The sequence below is a fragment of the Mitsuaria sp. CC2 genome, from assembly GCF_048957715.1.
Lineage (GTDB): Bacteria > Pseudomonadota > Gammaproteobacteria > Burkholderiales > Burkholderiaceae_C > Roseateles.
On record NZ_JARVXN010000031.1, the window covers coordinates 157,202 to 174,420 of the forward strand.

16 protein-coding genes are annotated in these 17,219 nt (G+C 66.7%); 2 read left to right on the plus strand and 14 right to left on the minus strand.

From position 1 onward, the window contains the following. Nucleotides 1-6: 6 nt before the first annotated feature. The 7 genes from PV762_RS21140 to PV762_RS21170 form a co-directional block, all read right to left on the minus strand. On the minus strand, nt 7-1,071 hold the full coding sequence (locus tag PV762_RS21140) for an FAD:protein FMN transferase (RefSeq protein WP_421036971.1): 1,065 nt from the start codon (nt 1,069-1,071) through the stop codon (nt 7-9). Between the two features lie 17 nt (nt 1,072-1,088). Further along, nucleotides 1,089-1,925 (minus strand): DUF4198 domain-containing protein, encoded by an 837-nt coding sequence (locus PV762_RS21145; protein WP_421036972.1) that lies wholly within the window; start codon nt 1,923-1,925, stop codon nt 1,089-1,091. 44 nt (nt 1,926-1,969) lie between these two features. After that, nucleotides 1,970-2,515, minus strand: a complete 546-nt coding sequence (locus PV762_RS21150; protein ID WP_421036973.1) for a DUF2271 domain-containing protein — start codon at nt 2,513-2,515, stop codon at nt 1,970-1,972. A gap of 59 nt (nt 2,516-2,574) precedes the next feature. Beyond that, nucleotides 2,575-3,237 carry a PepSY-associated TM helix domain-containing protein gene (locus PV762_RS21155; protein ID WP_421036974.1) on the minus strand — a complete coding sequence of 221 codons (663 nt, stop codon included), beginning with the start codon at nt 3,235-3,237 and terminating at the stop codon, nt 2,575-2,577. Continuing rightward, nucleotides 3,234-3,914 carry a Fe2+-dependent dioxygenase gene (locus tag PV762_RS21160; RefSeq protein ID WP_421036975.1) on the minus strand — a complete coding sequence of 227 codons (681 nt, stop codon included), beginning with the start codon at nt 3,912-3,914 and terminating at the stop codon, nt 3,234-3,236. Before PV762_RS21160 ends, PV762_RS21155 begins: the two co-directional genes overlap by 4 nt. 102 nt (nt 3,915-4,016) lie before the next feature. Beyond that, nucleotides 4,017-6,395: a catecholate siderophore receptor Fiu gene (locus PV762_RS21165; RefSeq protein ID WP_421036976.1), complete on the minus strand. Its 2,379-nt coding sequence runs from the start codon at nt 6,393-6,395 to the stop codon at nt 4,017-4,019. 356 nt (nt 6,396-6,751) lie between these two features. Next, a complete protein-coding gene (locus PV762_RS21170) occupies nt 6,752-7,741 on the minus strand; it encodes a TerC family protein (RefSeq protein WP_421036977.1) in 990 nt (329 codons plus the stop codon). Nucleotides 7,742-8,047: 306 nt separating this feature from the next. Between PV762_RS21170 and PV762_RS21175 the strand changes: the two genes are divergently transcribed. Continuing rightward, the gene (locus PV762_RS21175; RefSeq protein WP_421036978.1) at nt 8,048-8,404 is read left to right on the plus strand and encodes a phage holin family protein; all 357 of its coding nucleotides are present in this window, start codon (nt 8,048-8,050) and stop codon (nt 8,402-8,404) included. Between the two features lie 16 nt (nt 8,405-8,420). Here the strand turns inward: PV762_RS21175 and PV762_RS21180 are convergent, their stop codons facing one another. Continuing rightward, nucleotides 8,421-9,992 (minus strand): M48 family metalloprotease, encoded by a 1,572-nt coding sequence (locus PV762_RS21180; RefSeq protein ID WP_421036979.1) that lies wholly within the window; start codon nt 9,990-9,992, stop codon nt 8,421-8,423. A gap of 61 nt (nt 9,993-10,053) precedes the next feature. On the opposite strand from PV762_RS21180, the gene moaC reads away from it, so the two are divergent. Next, entirely contained in the window at nt 10,054-10,536 is a 483-nt protein-coding gene (gene moaC, locus PV762_RS21185) for a cyclic pyranopterin monophosphate synthase MoaC (RefSeq protein WP_421036980.1), read from the plus strand. A gap of 53 nt (nt 10,537-10,589) precedes the next feature. Here moaC and PV762_RS21190 read toward each other — a convergent pair whose 3' ends face one another. From PV762_RS21190 to PV762_RS21215, 6 genes are all read right to left on the minus strand, one after another. Then, a complete protein-coding gene (locus PV762_RS21190) occupies nt 10,590-12,404 on the minus strand; it encodes a Wzy polymerase domain-containing protein (protein WP_421036981.1) in 1,815 nt (604 codons plus the stop codon). A gap of 64 nt (nt 12,405-12,468) precedes the next feature. Next, complete coding sequence (gene tfpZ / locus PV762_RS21195; RefSeq protein ID WP_421036982.1) at nt 12,469-13,233, minus strand: TfpX/TfpZ family type IV pilin accessory protein; 765 nt, start codon at nt 13,231-13,233, stop codon at nt 12,469-12,471. A 4-nt stretch (nt 13,234-13,237) separates the two neighbouring features. Further along, nucleotides 13,238-14,674, minus strand: a complete 1,437-nt coding sequence (locus PV762_RS21200; RefSeq protein WP_421036983.1) for an O-antigen ligase family protein — start codon at nt 14,672-14,674, stop codon at nt 13,238-13,240. 105 nt (nt 14,675-14,779) lie between these two features. Continuing rightward, the gene (locus PV762_RS21205; protein WP_421036984.1) at nt 14,780-15,232 is read right to left on the minus strand and encodes a pilin; all 453 of its coding nucleotides are present in this window, start codon (nt 15,230-15,232) and stop codon (nt 14,780-14,782) included. Nucleotides 15,233-15,511: 279 nt separating this feature from the next. Continuing rightward, a complete protein-coding gene (locus tag PV762_RS21210) occupies nt 15,512-16,294 on the minus strand; it encodes an MBL fold metallo-hydrolase (RefSeq protein WP_421036985.1) in 783 nt (260 codons plus the stop codon). Between the two features lie 240 nt (nt 16,295-16,534). After that, entirely contained in the window at nt 16,535-17,191 is a 657-nt protein-coding gene (locus PV762_RS21215) for an FHA domain-containing protein (RefSeq protein ID WP_421036986.1), read from the minus strand. Nucleotides 17,192-17,219 lie beyond the last annotated feature (28 nt).

The window sequence follows — 17,219 nt, forward strand, 5'->3', positions numbered from 1 at the left end:
AGGACATCACAGCATCAGCGCACGCATCGCCGAGGAGAAACGCTCTTCGAAGCCACCGCCTTCCGACGGCGCACGACGCCGCACCAGCAGCGCGGCCAACCCGAGGCGCTCCGCCAGCGCGAGGCCTTCTTCCGGTCCGAGCACCATCAGTGCCGTCGACCAGCCGTCGGCCCACATCGCGCTGTCGTGCACGACGGTGACCGATGCCAGCCCGTGCTCGATCGGCCGTCGACTGCGCGGATCGATGGTGTGGGAACGACGCGACCCGTCAGCCTCGTCGAAGAACTTCCGGTAGTCGCCGGACGTCGCCACGGACAAACCGTGCAGGGCGATGCGCACCGGCGCGAGGCCGCTGTCGGTGGACGGCGGCTCCAGATCGACCCACCAGGGCTGACCTTCCGGCTTGAGCCCGGCGCCGCGCAGCTCTCCACCGATCTCGACGAGGTGGTCCGGCAGACCGAGCGAGGTCAGCACGGCGGACACGCGATCGACCGCAAAGCCTTTGGCGATCGCTGACAGATCCAACGTCGCCTCGCCGGGTTGGGTGAGCACGCGTCGCGCGCCATCCCATGGCAGCGACTCCCAGCCGCAGTGGACGCGATCGCAGTCCTCGGGCGACGGCGCGCGGAAGCTTGGCGCGTCGTGGCGCGGCGCGAGGGCGGTCTCGCCCGACGGCCCGAACCCCCACAACGCCACGAGCGCGCCGGCCGTCGGATCGTAGGCGCCGTCGCTGCCGGCGGCGATGCGCAGGGCCGCGTCGACGACAACGGCGAGACCATCCGGCAGCGCACATGCCGTGCCCGCCGCCGCGCGATTGAAACGGCTGAGGTCCGAGCCCGCGTCCCAGCTGCTCATCTGTGCGATGACGTCGTCGCAGGCCTGGCCGACGGCGGCTTCGATCGCCGCGAGGCGCAGCCCCGCCGGACCGATGAAACGCACGGACCAGGTCGTCCCCATCGTCTCGCCGGCGAGCGCATGCACGGCCTGGCCGAGCGCCGGAGGCTCGCCCTCGATACGCAGCGGAACAAGGACGCGCGGCTCGAGCGCGGTGACCGCGCCCCGCGTCGTCATCGTTCCGCCCGTCACGCTCACTTCGGCAGCACCTCGAAGGTGGCGCTCACGCTGGCGCGCTGCACCGGCGCTTCGCGCGTGCCGGTGGGCGCGTTCGGGCCGCGCGCGGGTCCGGTGCTCGCGCCGATGAAGTAGCGGCCCGCCTCCGTCCATTCGACCGTGAACTCGCCCTTCGCATCGGTCTTCAGCTCGACTTCGCCGAACTTGTAGCGATAGCGGTTGCCCTCGCGGATCAGCTTGAGCTGCACGTCGGCGGCCGGCTTGCCGTCCAGCACCAGCCGGAACTTCGTCTTGTCGCCGTGGCTCAGGTCGGTGACCGGACCCAGCGGCAGCAATTCGAGGCCGTCGCCCTCGGGCTTGAAGTCGACCTTGCCGGCCTCTTCCTTGCTGACGAAGGTCTGCTGGCGGTTGCTCATCACCGTCAGCGCGGTGACCTCGGCATCGGCCGGCACGTCCTTGGCGAAGCTCTCGCGCGTGCCGCGGAAGCGCTTGGTTTCGCCGCCCACCTTGTACGCGCCCATCATCGACTGGCTGACGTTGCTGACGCGCCAGGTGCCGTCCTGCGTCAGCTTCACGTCGAAGCTCTCGCGGTGGCGGGCGGCGCTGCGGTTCTCGGCCTCGACGGTCTTGCCGTCGGGCGCGGTGACGCGCACCGTCTCCAGCTTGAGCGCACGCTCGAAGTTGAACAGGTCTTCCGAGACGGCCGCATCGAACGAGGCCACCGGCTCCTTGCCGTCGAAGGCCGCCTTGTTGGGCAGCAGCCAGGTCATGTGCGCGTGCGCGGTCAGCGGGACCAGCGCGGCGATGGCCAGCGCGACGGGAGCGATCCGGGAAATGATCGAAGTCTTCGTCATGGTGAGTTCCTCCGTGTCTTGTCGTGGTGCCTGTCGCGACGCGATCAGGGCTTGACCGTCAGTTCCAGCGCGCCGAGCTCGTGCTCGCCTTGCGCCTTCGCCGTCGCGGCGGCCTTCACCGGCCAGGTCAGCGGCAGGCGCTGCACTTCGCGGCCGCCCGCCTCGCGGCTGGACTCGACGACCACCTCGTACTTGCCCGGAGGCAGCGCGGCCAGCGCGGCGCTGGTGTCCAGCGAAATCACGTGCTCGCCCGGGGCGCGTGTCGCGGCGGTCACGCCGTCGGCGGGCACCGTCAGGTTGCGGCCGCCCTGGCGCCACCACTGGCGCATGTCCTTGAGCCACTTGGTGCCGGCGTTGTTCTGCTTCTTGGTGTCGTACCAGACGGCCAGCTGCGCGACGGCCGGGCCGGACTCGCCGGCCTTCTCGACCCACACGGCGATGTAGGGACGGTGGTACTCGGCGACGTTCAGGCGCGGCACTTCCAGCTTGAGCTGGACGGTGGCGGCCCAGGCGGACGAGCCGACGGCCAGGGTGCCCAGCGTGCCGAGGGCACCGAGCTGGAGGAGGGTACGACTTGCGGAGCGATTCATGGTCGAGTCTCGGTTGAAGGTCGGGAGGATCCTGGCGGCGGCTCGGAGCGGAAAGGAAATCAATGGATCAGCAGCAGCGCCAGCAGCGCCGGGATCACCAGGCCCAGGCCGACGAGCGGCCAGGTGCTGGGACGGCTGGCCGCATGGAACTTGAGGATGAGCAGGCCCGTGATGGAAAACAGCAGGCAGGCGACGGCGAAGATGTCGATGAACCAGCTCCAGGCCACGCCGGCATAGCGACCCTTGTGCAGGTCGTTGAGGTAGGAGATCCAGCCGCGGTCGGTGTCCTCGAACTCGACCTCGCCGCTGTCGCGTGCGATGCGGATCCAGGCGTCGCCGCCGGGGCGTGGCAGCGCGAGGTAGATCTCGTCGCGGTTCCACTCGGCTTCGCGGCCGTCGATCGCACGGCCCAGTTCCCTGGTCAGCCACGCGCGCACCGGGGCGGGCACTGGCGCCTTGCTGTCGGCCTCGTCGGCGGATGCCGGCTTCAGCGGCGCAGCCAGCTCGCCCGGCAGTTGCGCGGTCTTGCTGACGATGGCCGGCTTGGACTCGATGTCGGCGGCGTGGTTCAGCGTGATGCCGGTGACGGCGAACAGGATCATGCCGATCAGGCAGATCGCCGAGCTGATCCAGTGCCACTGGTGCAGCTGCTTCAGCCAGCCGGAACGCTTCGCGGCGCTGCCGGCCCGGCCGGCTGGATTGGCGCTCTTGGGTCCGCTCATGTCTCGGCCCAGAGGCGCAGCAGGTTGTGATAGTGGCCGGTGAGCGCGGTCGTCTCGGCGTCGTCGCCGAGTCGGCCACGCAGTTTCTGGATAGTCTGGTCGAGCTCGAACAGCATCGCCCGCTGCCAGTCCTGCCGGATCAGGCTCTGCGTCCAGAAGAACGAGCAGATCCGCGCGCCGCGCGTCACCGGGGTCACGCGATGCAGGCTGGTGCTCGCATAGACGATGAGGTCGCCCGCCGGCAGCTTCACCTCGTGCGTGCCGTAGGTGTCGACGACCTCGAGCTCGCCGCCGTCGTACTCGTCGGGCTCGCTCAGGAACAGCGTGGAGGACACGTCGCTGCGCAGCGGCTGGTCGCTGCCCTGCTGGCGCATGATCGCGCCGTCGACGTGGAAGCCGTAATGCTCGCCGCCCTCGTAGCGGTTGAACAGCGGCGCCAGCGTTCGCAGCGGCAGCGCCGCGGAGATGAACAGCGGATGCCGCGCCAACACCGCGCGGATGTGCGCGCCGATCTCGCGCGCGGCAGGATGCTCGACCGGCAGCTGCCGGTTCTGCTTGACCTTCGCGCCCTGCTCGCCCACGGTCGCGCGACCGTCGGTCCAGTCGGCGGCGTCCAGGAGCTGGCGCATCTCGCGCACGTCCTGCTTGCTGAGCACTTCGGGGATGTGAAGAAGCATGTCCGGATCGAATTAATTCAGGAGGTGAGGACGGACGACGGCCCGCCCCTGCGAGGACAGGGACGGGCCGGCCGTACGCTACCTCAAACGCTCAGGCGTCGATCAGAAGCCGATGTTGGCCGACAGCGTCGCCGCGCGCGGAGCGCCCAGCACCAGCCGGCCGCCGCCGTTGTTCAACGAGCTCATGTACTTCTTGTCGAACACGTTGGTCACGTTCAGCTGCAGCGAGACGTTCTTGTTGACGCGGTAGGCGCCCATCAGGTCCATCACGGTGTAGGCCGGCAGTTCCGGCAGGCCGGTCGAAGGGGCGGCGGCGACGGTGATCACGCGCTTCTGCTCCGACACATGGCGCGCACCGACGGCGCCCGTCCAGTCGTTCCACTGGTACGAGGTCCACAGCGTGGCGGACCACTTCGGCGTCCAACGCACGCCGTCCGTCACCGTCTGGTTCGGGTTGGTCGCGGTGGAGGCGCTGCGCTGGTTGATCTGCTTGGTGTCCATGGTCTGGACGCCGGCGGTGATCTGCCAGAAGTTGGTGATCTGGCCGACGGCGGCCAGCTCGATCCCCTGCACGCGGGTCTTGCCGCCTTGCGTCGCGACGTTGGTCAGCGCGTCCACGCTCACCTGACCGTCGTTCTCGCTGCGGTACAGCGCGGCGGTCAGGTTCAGGCGCTTGTTGAGCAGGTCCCACTTGGTGCCCAGCTCGTAGTTCGTCGTCTCCTGCGCGTCGGCGGCCGTGCCGGCCTGGCCGGAGCTGCTCAGCGTGAAGTTGGCGCTGCCGGGAGGCGTCAGCGAGTTGGCGGCGGCGGCGTAGACCGTGCCGTTCTCGGCCAGCTTGTACACGGCGCCGAGGTTCCAGCTCGTGATCCACTTGCCCGCCCCGAGCTTGGTCGTGGTGATCGTGTTGCCCAGCGGGCCGGTGCCGGTGGTGACGCTGCCGGTCGTCGTCTTGATCTTGTAGTGCTCGGTGCGCACGCCGAAGGTGAGCTTGAGCGCGTCGGTCACGGCGATCGTGTCCAGCGCGTAGATCGCCTGCGTGATCGTGCTGCCTTCGCTGTCGGCGCCGGTGGCGTAAGGCGTGCCCAGCACGTCGTTCGCGTTCGGGTTGTAGAGGTTGGCCGGCGGGTTGGCGATAGCGGCATAGCTCACGCCGTTGATCGTCTGCGCGGTCGTGCCGAAGCCGCGGCTGTCCTGGCTTTCGTACATCAGCTCGACGCCGGTGGACAGGTCGTGCTTGATGCCGCCGGTCGCGAACGCGGCGTTGATGCTGGTCTGGTTGGCCAGGATCTCGTTGGTCTGGTCCACGCGCTGACGCGATCGGGCGATCTGCCAGGTCGACGGATCGCCGGTCACCACGGTGGCGGCGGCGCCGGTGCCCGGCACGTTCGTGATGCCGATGATGCCGGTGATCACGCGGTCCATGTGGGTGCGACCGTAGCGCGAGGTGTTGCGCACCGTCAGGCCGTTGCCGATGTCCATCTCCAGCTTGGCCGTGACCATGTCGGCCTTGACCTTCTCGCGGTCGTTGCGGCTGCCGTAGTAGTTGTCGGTGTCGACCTTCGAGGCCGTCTTCAGCGCGTTCAGGCCCGCGATGGCGGCGGGCGTCGCGCCGGCCGCGGGGTTCGCCACCGTGAAGCCTTCCCAGCCGATCGCGGGAATGCCGCCGTCCGGCACGTTGTTCTGGCGCACGTGCTGCGAGTACAGGAAGAAGCGCGTCGGCGTGTTCAGACCGAAGGCGATCCCCGGCGCGATCGCGTGCGTCTTGCGCTCGACGATGTCGCGGCCCGGGACACCGTTGTCCTGCCACACGGCATTCAGACGGACGGCGGTGTTGTCCATCACCTTCTGGTTGACGTCGATCGAGGCGCGCTTGCGGCTCGCGTCGCCGATCGTGATCACGCCGTCGATCGAGTTCTCGATCTGGGGCAGCTTGCTGATCAGGTTGATGTAGCCGGCGGACGCGCCACGGCCGGTGTCGGCGCCCGACGGGCCCTTCACGACTTCGATCTGCTCGAGGTTGAACACGTCTCGCGTGACCGCGCCCAGGTCGCGGATGCCGTCGACGAAGGTCGAGGTGCTGGCCGAGAAGCCGCGCATCTGGAAGGTGTCGCCGGCGGAGGTGTTGCCGTTCTCACCCAGCTGCATCGTGATGCCCGGGGTGTTCTGCAGCGCGTCGATCAACGACACGGCCCCCTGTTCGCGCAGCACTTCCTTCTTGATCACCGAGATCGTCTTGGGCGTTTCCAGCAGCGGCTGGGTGATCTTCGAGGACGCGCTCTTGTCGGACTTGTAGGCGGACTGGGCAGTGCCGTCGACCTTCACCTGCGGCAGGTAGGGCGAAGCGGCAGCGGAGGCGGTCGCCGCATCGGCCGGGGCCGGGGCGGGCGCTTCGGCGGCGTGAGCCAGCGGGAGGGTCAGGGAGGCGGCCAGTGCGGCCAGCGGGGCCACCGCATGTTTGCGGCTCTTGATGTAACGGGACATGGATTCGAGCTCCGAGGGGAAGTTCTTGTAGGAAATCTGGCTCGGCTGGCTGCGCGTGATGGCGGCGTCGTCCCGACGCATCACGGCGTACGGTGGCGGCCCCTCCCTGTCGCGTCTGGCTGGCGGTGGCGGGTGATTGAGGCCGGCGAGGACTCAAAGGCCGCAAATGCTAAGCATTCTCATTTGAGTGTGTCAAAGAATTGCTGTTCCGCAGGCTTTCCGCGTGGCGAACTCGCGACGTCCCTGTTTCTGTTCTGTAAAGCACAAAACCCGCGGGACGCAGGCGCGTCGCGCGGGTTTCAAGGATCTGTGAACACCGGACCGGGCAGTTCGCCCGGATCCGGTGCGGGCGGAGTTCAGTCGGCAGCCTTCGAAGGCGCTTCCGAATGATGCTCCGGCAGCTTGGGCGCGGTGCGCAAGCTCCAGATCATCGTGATGGCCAGGATCGCCACCACCACGCCCAGCGACAGCAGCACCGGGATCTTGATCACGTCGATCAGCATCATCTTGGCGCCGATGAATACCAGCACCACCGCCAGGCCGTAGCTGAGCAGATGGAACTTGGACGCCATGGCGGCCAGCAGGAAGTACATCGCGCGCAGGCCCAGGATCGCAAAGATGTTGGAGCTCAGCACGATGAACGGGTCATTGGTGATCGCGAAGATCGCCGGGATCGAGTCCACCGCGAAGATCACGTCGGTCATGCCCACCAGTGCGATCACCAGCAGCATCGGCGTGGCGATGCGCTTGCCGTTCTCCAGCGTGAAGAAGCGTTCGCCGTCGAAGTTCTTGCTGACCGGCAGCACGCGTCGAAGCAGCTTCAGCGCAGGGTTGTCCTCGAGATCGGGTTCCTTGCCGGCCGCCCACCACATCTTGATGCCGGTGATCAGCAGGAAGGCGCCGAACAGGTAGAGGATCCAGTGGAACTGCGCGATCAGCCAGCCGCCCACCAGGATCATCACCGTGCGCAGCACGATGGCGCCGATGATGCCCATCATGAGCACCCGCTTCTGGTAGGCCGATGGCACCGAGAAGTAGGTGAAGATCATCAGGAAGACAAAGATGTTGTCGACCGCCAGCGATTTCTCGATGAGATAGCCGGTGATGAACTCCAGCGCCTTGGTGTTGGCCAGTTCAGTGCTGCCGGTGCCGTCGCGCACGGCCCACCAGAGCAGGCCCATGAAGGCGACGCTCAGCGCCACCCACACCAGCGACCAGTTGATCGCCTCCTTCACGCCCACGTCGTGAGCGCCCTGCTTGCGCAGGACGACGAAGTCCAGGATCAGCGACACCACGACGATGCCGACGAATGCCACCCACAGCCACATGGGAACGATCGTGCTCATGAGAGCTCCTTGCAAGAAGGGAGGGCGAGCATTCGCCATCCCGGTTTCAAAGGCAATGCGCCGCCCTGAAGCCGGCGCGCTGCGATCGAAGGGTCTTGCAAGGCTGATGCAGGCTCGCGGTCGGAGGACCTGGCGAGTCCGGCATCAGGTGCAGAGCCCGGCTGCCTTCACGGCAACGTCTTGACGGGCGTCTGCCGCGGCCTGCGCCGCGCGGCTACTCCCCCTTCGGAAGGTTCTAATTATCCTGCGTTGTCCTAGATTTCAAGTTCGTATTTTCCTGATGATCGATGCCGGTATGCTGAGCGCATGAAAACGTTGACCCGTTGGATGCTGCTGGCCGCCGCGCTGTTGCTGGTGGCGCATCTCTATCCCGGCGTCCAGGTGAAGGGCTTCGTCACCGCGCTGATCGCGGCCTTCGTACTGGGCCTGTTCAACACCATCCTGCGGCCGGTGCTGGTGCTGCTCACCCTGCCGGTCACGCTGCTGACGCTGGGGCTGTTCCTCTTCGTCATCAACGCGCTGCTGTTCTGGGCGACGGCCAGCGTGCTGGACGGCTTCACCGTCGCCGGCTTCGGCGCGGCCCTGATCGGGTCGCTGATCTACTCGCTGTGCGGCATGGCGATCGACGTCCTGATCGAACGCCTGTTCCCGGAAAGCGAGTAGGCGACGAGCCGGGTGGTCAGGGTTCCGCGCCGGGCGGCACGCCGCGCGGGTACATCTCCATGAGCATCTGGCGACGTTCGTAGCGCAGGTCACGCAGGCGCGAGTCGATCACCGACGCCTCGAACTGGTCGGCCGATCTGGCCCGGCCCTGGCGTTCCGCAGATGCGAGCCGGTCGATCGCACCGGTGATGTCGCCGAGCGCGGCTCGGGTTTCGCCTTGAGCCCGCAGCGAACGCAACGGCTGACCGAGCTGCTGCCACAAGGTGCCGCTTTCCTGCCACGCGAGCGCGTCCTGTGCATGCAAGGCGAGATGCGTCTGCAAGGCTTCTGCCGCTTCGCGCTTCACTTCTGGCCGCGAGTCCGCCTGCGCCAGATCGGCACGGATCATGAGCATCGGACGCGAGCGTTCGTTCTTCAGCGGCTCGAGGGCGGCGAAGCCGGCCTCGGGTCGACCGCGAGCGACCTCCAGCTCGGCATGCGCGTAGACCAGCAAACGCTTCGCGCCTGGGTCGGCGCCCAGGAGCCCGGCCAGCGCATCGGCCGTCTTCAAGGTGGCCTCCGCGCGGGAGAAATCGCGCAGCTTGATCGACGCCAGCGCACTGGTATAGCGGGCCGCCAACTGGTCGATGTTCTTTTCCCCGGCGCGCGATCCGGCGTCCAATCCCTGCAGCACCCGCCAAGGATCGGTTCTCTGATCCATCAGCACCTTCGCCCGCGCGGCCATCAAGGCGTGCTCCGGCGTGCCGACCAGCTTCGCCTGGCTGCTGGTGCCCAGTCGAGCCTTCGCTTCGCCGATGCGTTCGCTGGTCAGCGGGTGGCTGCGCAGGTAGGGGTACTGCCCGGAATCCATCAGGTGATAAGCCTGTTCCATGCGCTCGAACATGCTGGCCATGCCCGCCGGCTGGTAGCCAGCCTGCGTCATGACCTGGAAACCGACGCGATCGGCCTCGCGTTCCATGTCGCGCGAGAAGTTCAATTGCGCCTGTGCCGCAGCCGCCTGGCTGCCGACGATCACCGCCTGGGCGCCGTCGATGCTGCGGCTCTTCGCCGCGGCAAGGATCCCCAGCAGCAAGCCGACGGTGGCGAGCGCGCTGGTGCGGGCGTCTCCGACGATGCTGCGCGCGATGTGGCGCTGCGTGACATGCGACAGCTCATGGCCCATCACCGACGCCATCTCATCGCGCGCGCCGGTCATCGCGATCAGGCCCAGATGGATGCCCACATAGCCGCCAGGCAGCGCAAAGGCGTTCACTGACCGGTCGCGGACCAGGAAAAGTTCCCAGGCGAAGCGGTCGCTGGTGTCATCGCTGATGTTGCCGAGGCGACGCGCTGCATCCACCAGAGGCTGCCAGGTGTTCTGCGCATACTCGAGCAGCAGCGGATCGTCGAGATAGTCCGGGTCTGGCCGGATCTGCCGCATGACCTGATCGCCGAGCTTCTTTTCGGCGCTGATGCTGACGTCGGCGGACACCGAATCGCCAAGGGCCGGCAGGTTCACCTGCGCGACGGCGCCCTGGCCGAGCAACGCAACGCTGAGCAGCGCCGCCAGGCAGCGCCGGGTGAAGGGAATGGGGGTCGTTCGCTTCAAGGGATCTCCAAGGCCGGAACTATGATGACGCCTCTTCAGTTTCGCGATTGTTGCCGCGCTCATGAGCTCGCCTCTGACCCATTTTGACGCCAACGGACAGGCCCACATGGTGGACGTGTCCGGCAAGGATGTCACGCACCGCGTGGCTCGGGCCGCAGGCCGCATCCGGATGAAGCCCGAGACCCTGATCCTGATCCGCGATGGGAACGCCAGGAAGGGCGATGTCATCGGCGTGGCGCGCATCGCCGCCATTCAGGCCGCGAAGCGAACTTCCGATCTGGTCCCGCTCTGCCACCCGCTTCCCATCACCCGCGTGGCCGTCGAGTTCGAACTCGATGAAGCCGGCAGCGCGGTGATCTGCACCGCACAGGTGGAGACGTTGGGACGAACTGGCGTCGAGATGGAAGCGCTGACGGCCGTGCAGGTCGGCCTGCTCACCGTCTATGACATGTGCAAGGCGGCGGATCGCGGCATGGTGATGGAGCAGATTCGCGTGCTGGAAAAGCAGGGCGGCAAGTCGGGCGAGTGGCACGCCGAGGTCTGAGTGCAGCGTCCTGCCGTCGACCGGCCGCCTCTCGTCGATACGATTCGCGGCGATCAGCGTAGTTCGCGGAAGCTGTAGTCCCTCTCTGGCGGCTCGCACTGGAACGGCTTCGCCGCGGCACCGAGCGCCGCCACGTCGTCGCATTCAGCCAGCCATTCTTCGCTGGCAGGGTTTCGGAACTCGCGCAGGCGCGACACCAGATACCGGGCCTTGTCGGTTTCTCCCACCGCGTCGAGCGACTTTGCCCACGCCATCAGCAAGCGCGTGTCGATCAAGTGATGACCGGTCTGCCGTGACGCTTCGAGCGCCACCGCGCCGGGAGGTTGCACGGTTGCCTCCGCATAGTCGGCCTGCAATGCGAACAGCGGGGAGCGTTGTCCCGCCATGATCCGGTCGTCAAGCGACGCCGCGCCCACCGGCGGCGCATAGATGTGGACGATGCGCAGGTAGTCGACGACCACCAGCGGCACCGCCGCCGTGATCGCCAATCCGAGCACGGCGAGCGCCGGCCGTCGGCGGGGCGATGCGGTTTCGGATTGCGTCGGCGCGCTACGCTTCGAGACACCGGCCGCGCGCGGGCTCGCCCAGCACAGCCCAAACGCCAGGGCGGCGGGCAGCAGGAAGTAGGCATACCAGAGCGGATATTCGACCTGACTGTGAACGCCGATCATCGCCACGAGCATGCCGGCACAGTGCCCCGCCGGACCGCCCTTGATCGCGCGCCAGAGTCCGGCGGCCAAGCCCCAGGCCAGCAGGGCCAAGGTCAGCAGGCCCAACGGCAGACCCATCTCGACGAGCAGTTGCATCTCGAGGTTGTGCGTGTGGTCGAAGAACGCGACCGGGCGATCCGGGAAAGGCGTCAACGTCCAGGCGAGGTTGAAATCTCCCCACCCCGAGCCCGTCAGCGGGTATTGAGCGAGCAGACCGACGGCGTTCTTCAGAATCGCGAGACGCGACGGTGAGCCGGCCCCTTCGTCGGAAAGCCGCGACTGGGCACGGAAGGCGTGATGTCCCCCTGCGGCGTACAGGTCCATCAGGCCCCAGCAGATCCCGAACATGAGCGCCGTGGATCCCAAGGCGACCCGGACGCGTGGCGACAGCCGCCAATCAACGGCGCCCCAGATCACCAGCAGGGCAATACCGATCCATCCGGTCCGAGAGCCGCTGAGCACCACACAGAACACGAACAGGAACAGCATCACGTACAGCGCCGCCGTACCCGCCAGCGCGCTGCGGAGTCGCCGGGCCAGCCAGCCGCACTGCTCCAGCCAGACGGCCGCAACGCAAGCCCACATCAGCAGGCTGGCGAGGTGGTTGGGTTGTCGCATGTTCCCGACGGCGCTTCCCACGACGCCGGATCGGGCAATGATGACCCCGTTGGCCAGTTCCGGGAAAAACATCTGCACGATGCAGACCACCACGCTCAGCAAGCCCGCGCCGACGAGTGCGATGCAGAAGAGCGTCAACACCGCGTCGCGCAACTCGCTCGCCACGGCGCGGCCGACCTGGACAGCTACCCAAGCCCCCAGCAGCATCGCCATGCTCGTCAGCGCCATCGACCAGGGAAGCCCGTGCGTGAACGGCGCGGCGGCGGCGACCATCGTCATCAACAGCAACGCCAGCGACACGCCGTCGAAGCGCCAGCCAACCGTCAGCGAGCGACCCCACGCCAGACCCGCCACCAACAATCCGACGCCGGCGAAAGCCGCCAGCTGGTTGTACAGCGTGGCCGACGGGGTCTGGTTGTAGGCGATCAGCGGTGCCAGCGTGACGCCGACGAGCAGCCCCAGGAGGACGAGGACCTGGCGATGGGGGGCCGGTTCAGTCGAAGAGAGATCGGCGGCGCGGGCCGTCGCAGCGAGCGTCATGGAGGTGCGGGCGGTCGTGGGGACAGGGCGGAACTCTAACGCCCCCGTCGGGCCCAGGCCGGTGTCAGTTCGCGTTGATGGGGGCGAAGCCGACCGGGTCGCCGCTGGTGCTGTCGGCCAACACTGACCAGTCGTTGCGGCGCGCCAGCATCGGCAGGTAGAGCAGCTGCTCGGCCGACTTGCCGGTTCTGGCTACCGCATCGACGACCGCCGCCCTTGTGGCCGCGGGCACCTTGGTCTCGGACAGCCACTGGCTCACGGGCTTGCCCGCCTTGCGCACGCGCGCCCGGGCGCTGTCGTCCCAGGTCCGCCAGAAGGTGGGACGCGTGCCGAGATCCGCACCCGCCATGCCGAGCATGATCGCGTCGTAGCGCTCTTCCTCGGTCGGCGTGGCGGTGTTGACCAGACGCGGGCCGGTCAGCGACAACTCGCGGAAGCCCTCCTGCGCCTTCGCCAGCTCGGCCTCCACCACCCCCACTGCCGTCGTCACGCGGAAACGGTCCACCTCGAGCGCCAGCACCACCGGGCGTGCCATGTAGACCGTGTGCAGGCCGAAGCCCAGCGCCGCCAGCTGAAGCACCACGATGATCGACAAGTCGCGTTTGAGCTCCTTGCGCGGCTTCTTGATGTTGAAGATCGCCAGCGTGATCAACGGACCCATGACGATGTCGACGCTGATCAGCAGCAGGAACAGGTCCTCGCCACCGGAGATGATCCGATAAGGCCAGGGGTACCAGACGAGGAAGACGACCGAAGCGGCGATGGCCGCGACGATCAGGCTGGACATGAGGTGAATGCCCGCGGCGCGCAGGCGGAGCGACCAGTTCATCGGTTCAGAACCATCCGTAGGACCAATATCGAGGCGCCATTCTCCCTGCATCCGTCGACGGACTGCCGGGCAGTTGCGGGGACACGCTGTGCAACGCCTCATCGAACGACACCGCCACCAGAACGAGGATCGCCGCGACGACGACGAGATTGACGGCGCGGCCGATGCGCCCTGCGGTGACGGACGGAGCGTCCTCCGGGGCTGCGGCACCGGACCGGGCACCGTCGGCACGGCTGTCGTGCTGGCGGTGGACCGCCATCAGAAGGCCGATCAACAGCGCAATCCACAGCTGCGACACCGGCATGACGAAGTTGCCTGAAAAGAGGCCGTCGACCAGCATCGCGATCAATGCCGTCCACAGCGCGGCCGCAAGTGGCGCCCGCTCGACCGGCAAGCTGCGCAGCGTCCGGAGCCAGCGCCCGATCACACGCACGCACAGGAACGCGGCCAGCAGCGTCGCAGGGATACCGATCTCGGCGAACCACTGCGCGTAGACGTTGTGGGGGTGAGCGGCCTTCGTGTTGATCACATGCGCGTAATGCATCGGACCGACGCCGAACCAAGGGGCGCCCTGCGTCATGTGGAGCGCGATGCCCAGGAGGTAGTCGCGCGAATGGAGCTTGCCGTAACCGTCGCCACCGACGCCGCCGACCGTCTGCGGCGCGAGCTGCCACAGCAGTCCCATGGCCAGGGCGCCAAGCACCAGCGGCACGATGAGCGCCACTGCATAACGGCGTGCCGACGCTCCGCGCAGCAGCAGCATGGCGGCGACCACGCCCACAAGCAGCCCCAACACCGTCGCTCGGCCCTCGCAGATGTAGAGAAGCGCGCCACTGGCCAATGTCGCTGCCACGCCGACGGCGCGCATGCCGCGCGAAGCACCGCGTTGAAGTGACACCGCAGCGGCCAATGGCACGGCAACGGTCTGCGCGTGATTGAGGAACCGTGGGTTGTCGAACCCTGTCAGCAGCTCCCAGCCGGCAATGGTCTGTCCGCTCAGCAGCACCACGACCGCCATGGCGATCACCAGGACGCCATAACCCAGCGTGCCGAATGCGATGACACGCAAGGTCCAGTCGCTGCCCTGACGGAAGACGCTGCGCGCGGACGCGTCGGCGACGACCAGAAGCGCGGCGAAGAGCAGGACCTCACGGATCGCCGCCATCGGGGAGGCAGACAACAGGCTGGAGACCGCCACGCAAAGGGCGAAGGCCAGCAGGGCGAAGCGTTCGACAGCGGAGCGCGGCAGCGCCGGCGTCGGCCCGTGCGCCCACGTGAGCGCGGCCAGCGCGATCACGAGCAACTGACCCAGGCGCGTGAAGTCGTGAGCCGTCCATGGGACCGGCGACACCGCATGCAGGATCGGGATCAGCCACAGCGCGCCGGCCGTGATCGCGGCGATGGGTACCGCGCGGAAGGAGAAGTTGGGGGCCGTCGACATGGGAAGTGATGCTGCCGTGAAGATACCGGATCCGGAAAACGAAAAGAGGAGCCGAAGGGCTCCTCTTTGGATCTCAGGCTCGTGCGAGCCGCGTGATCAGATCAATCAGGTCGTCTTGCAAGCAGCCGTCAGGTACTTGTTCTGGATGCCGGCGCCCGGGGTGCAGGTCCACTGGATCGATTCAGCACCTTGGTTGATGTTGGCTTGAGTGACCACGCCGATCAGGGTCAGGGTGCCGTCAGCGCCCGTGCCGATGTTCTGCGACGTCACGGTGATCGTGCCGCCGGTGTTGCCGTTCTGGGTGTAGGCACGTTGGTTGACGTACTTGCTGCTGACCGGGGGCAGGTCCAGCTGGGTCGCCGACGGGAAGGCGCCGGTCGTGGTGACGAACTCTTGGATGGCCGTCTTCGGCGACGACAGGGCGGTCATGACTTCGCTCATCTTCGACTTCTTCATGTAGTCGGAGTAAGCCGGCAGAGCCACGGCAGCCAGGATACCGATGATCGCCACGACGATCATCAGTTCGATCAGGGTGAAACCTTGTTGAACGCGCTTCATAAAAACTCCAGAGAGGAAGTGGGGGTAGAGACGAAGCTGTTGTACGCAGGGCCCGTGCCAACCCCTTTTCTTCTTCAATCCGTGCACCACTTCACACCCTGCCGAGCTTTGGCCAACTTCAAGTGACGTTTTTTGTCAGCCGACGCCCGCCGCAATCTGTCACCTCCGCTGTCCCTGACAAGGTTTGTCAGACCTCGCCAACGGTCCCCCCTGGAAGTGCTACAGCCCGCGGCGGATCTTCTCCAACGCGGGCTGCGGGCATCAGGAACCACTTGCGCCTCAGGTCAACGTGAACTCCTGGAAGTTCTCGAGGGCAGAGATCCGGTGTGCCGTGCGCAGTCCCATGACCGCATCCATGACTGCGGCACGTTCGCCGGGCTTGATGTGGGTGATGTGCACATCGATCGCGCCCCCCAGCTTGGCAAGCTCTTCCCGCAGCGTGGTTGGGCACAGGTGTTTGCTGATACCGGCCAGACCGCATTCGTCGTCCCCGAACGCGCACTCGATGATCAGATGCGCCACCTTGATTTCGGACAGGCGCTGCCAGAGGGCGGGATTCGGGCCGGTGTCTCCGGTGAACACCCAATGACCCTTGCCGCCGCCATCGACAGCAAAGCCCACCGCCGGCACCGTATGGGCGGCGCTGATGACTTCGACGCGACGACCGACACCCAGTTCGAGATGATCGCCGACGGCGAACTCATGGAAAGTCAGCGCGGGCCGTTCGGCCGACGGCAGGCGGGTGAAATCGGGCCAGATCACGCCATTGAAAACGTGGGTGCGCAGCGCCTGCAGCGTCTCAGGCAGCGCATGGACCTGGACGGGTGCGCGGCCCTCATGGGCGCGCCTGCGCTGCACCGTGTCGGCCAGCAGGCCAATCGCCAACACATGGTCGAGATGCGAATGCGTGACCAGGATGTGATCGACCTTCACCATGGCATCGACGGTGAGCTCGGCGACGCCGCTGCCGGCGTCGATGAGCACATCGTCGTCGAGCAGGAAGGAGGTGGTCCTGTAGCCGGCCGCCAGGGCCCCGGCGCAACCAAGCACGCGAATCTTCATGCCGGAGACTGTAGAGGCACCATCGCGCGGCGCTAAGCGCCGAATCCTCGATTCGAAGATTTATTGCGGTCGCTTACGAGACCCTGCGCTGATGCCGTGAAAACCTGCACGCGTGTAGGTGATCGCCGGACAAGGGCGAATCATCTCGATACACGATGGCGCGTCAAAACCACGGTCGCAGACTTTCAGGCCGCGCAACAAAAAGGGGCCTTCCGGCCCCTTCTCATCGTGGAATGTCGATCACGCCTGCACGAACTGCATCTGCGTGCCCGCCAGTTCGATCACGTCGCCGTTCTTCAGAGGCACAGATTCGGCCGTCAACGGCGCGCCGTTCACCACCGGCCGGGCACCGCCCTCGACGTGCGCGAAGACATAACCGCTCGGTCGCTTGGTGATGGACGCCACCTGCACACCCGGCTTGCCCACCGTCGTCACGACCTTCGTCAGTGACACCTCGCGGCCCGCGGCAGGTCCATTCAGGACCTTGATCGCGGCTGGCGCCGTGGACACCGGCGCCGGACCCAGGCCGCCAAATGAGGACGGCAATCCGAAACCGCTGCTGGGCGCGGTCCCCGGCCGCAAGATCATGGTCTTCTCGTAATCGGCGTTGTCCTCGATCAGGAACTTGATCTTGTACTTGCCGACCTCGATCACGTCACTGTGCGACAGCAACTGCTTCTTGATCGCCTTGCCGTTGATGTACGTGCCGTTGGTCGAGTTCAAGTCCTCGATGAAGACGTCCGCACCGACCATCTGCAGCACGGCGTGTTCACCGCTGACCGCCAGGTTGTCGATGACGATGTCGTTGTACGGCCGCCGGCCGAGCGTGGTCTTGTCCTTGGTGATCTGAACTTCCTTGATCACCACCCCGTCGAGCGACACCACCAGCTTGCCCATGCTTGACCTCGAGTCCTGTCTTTATTTG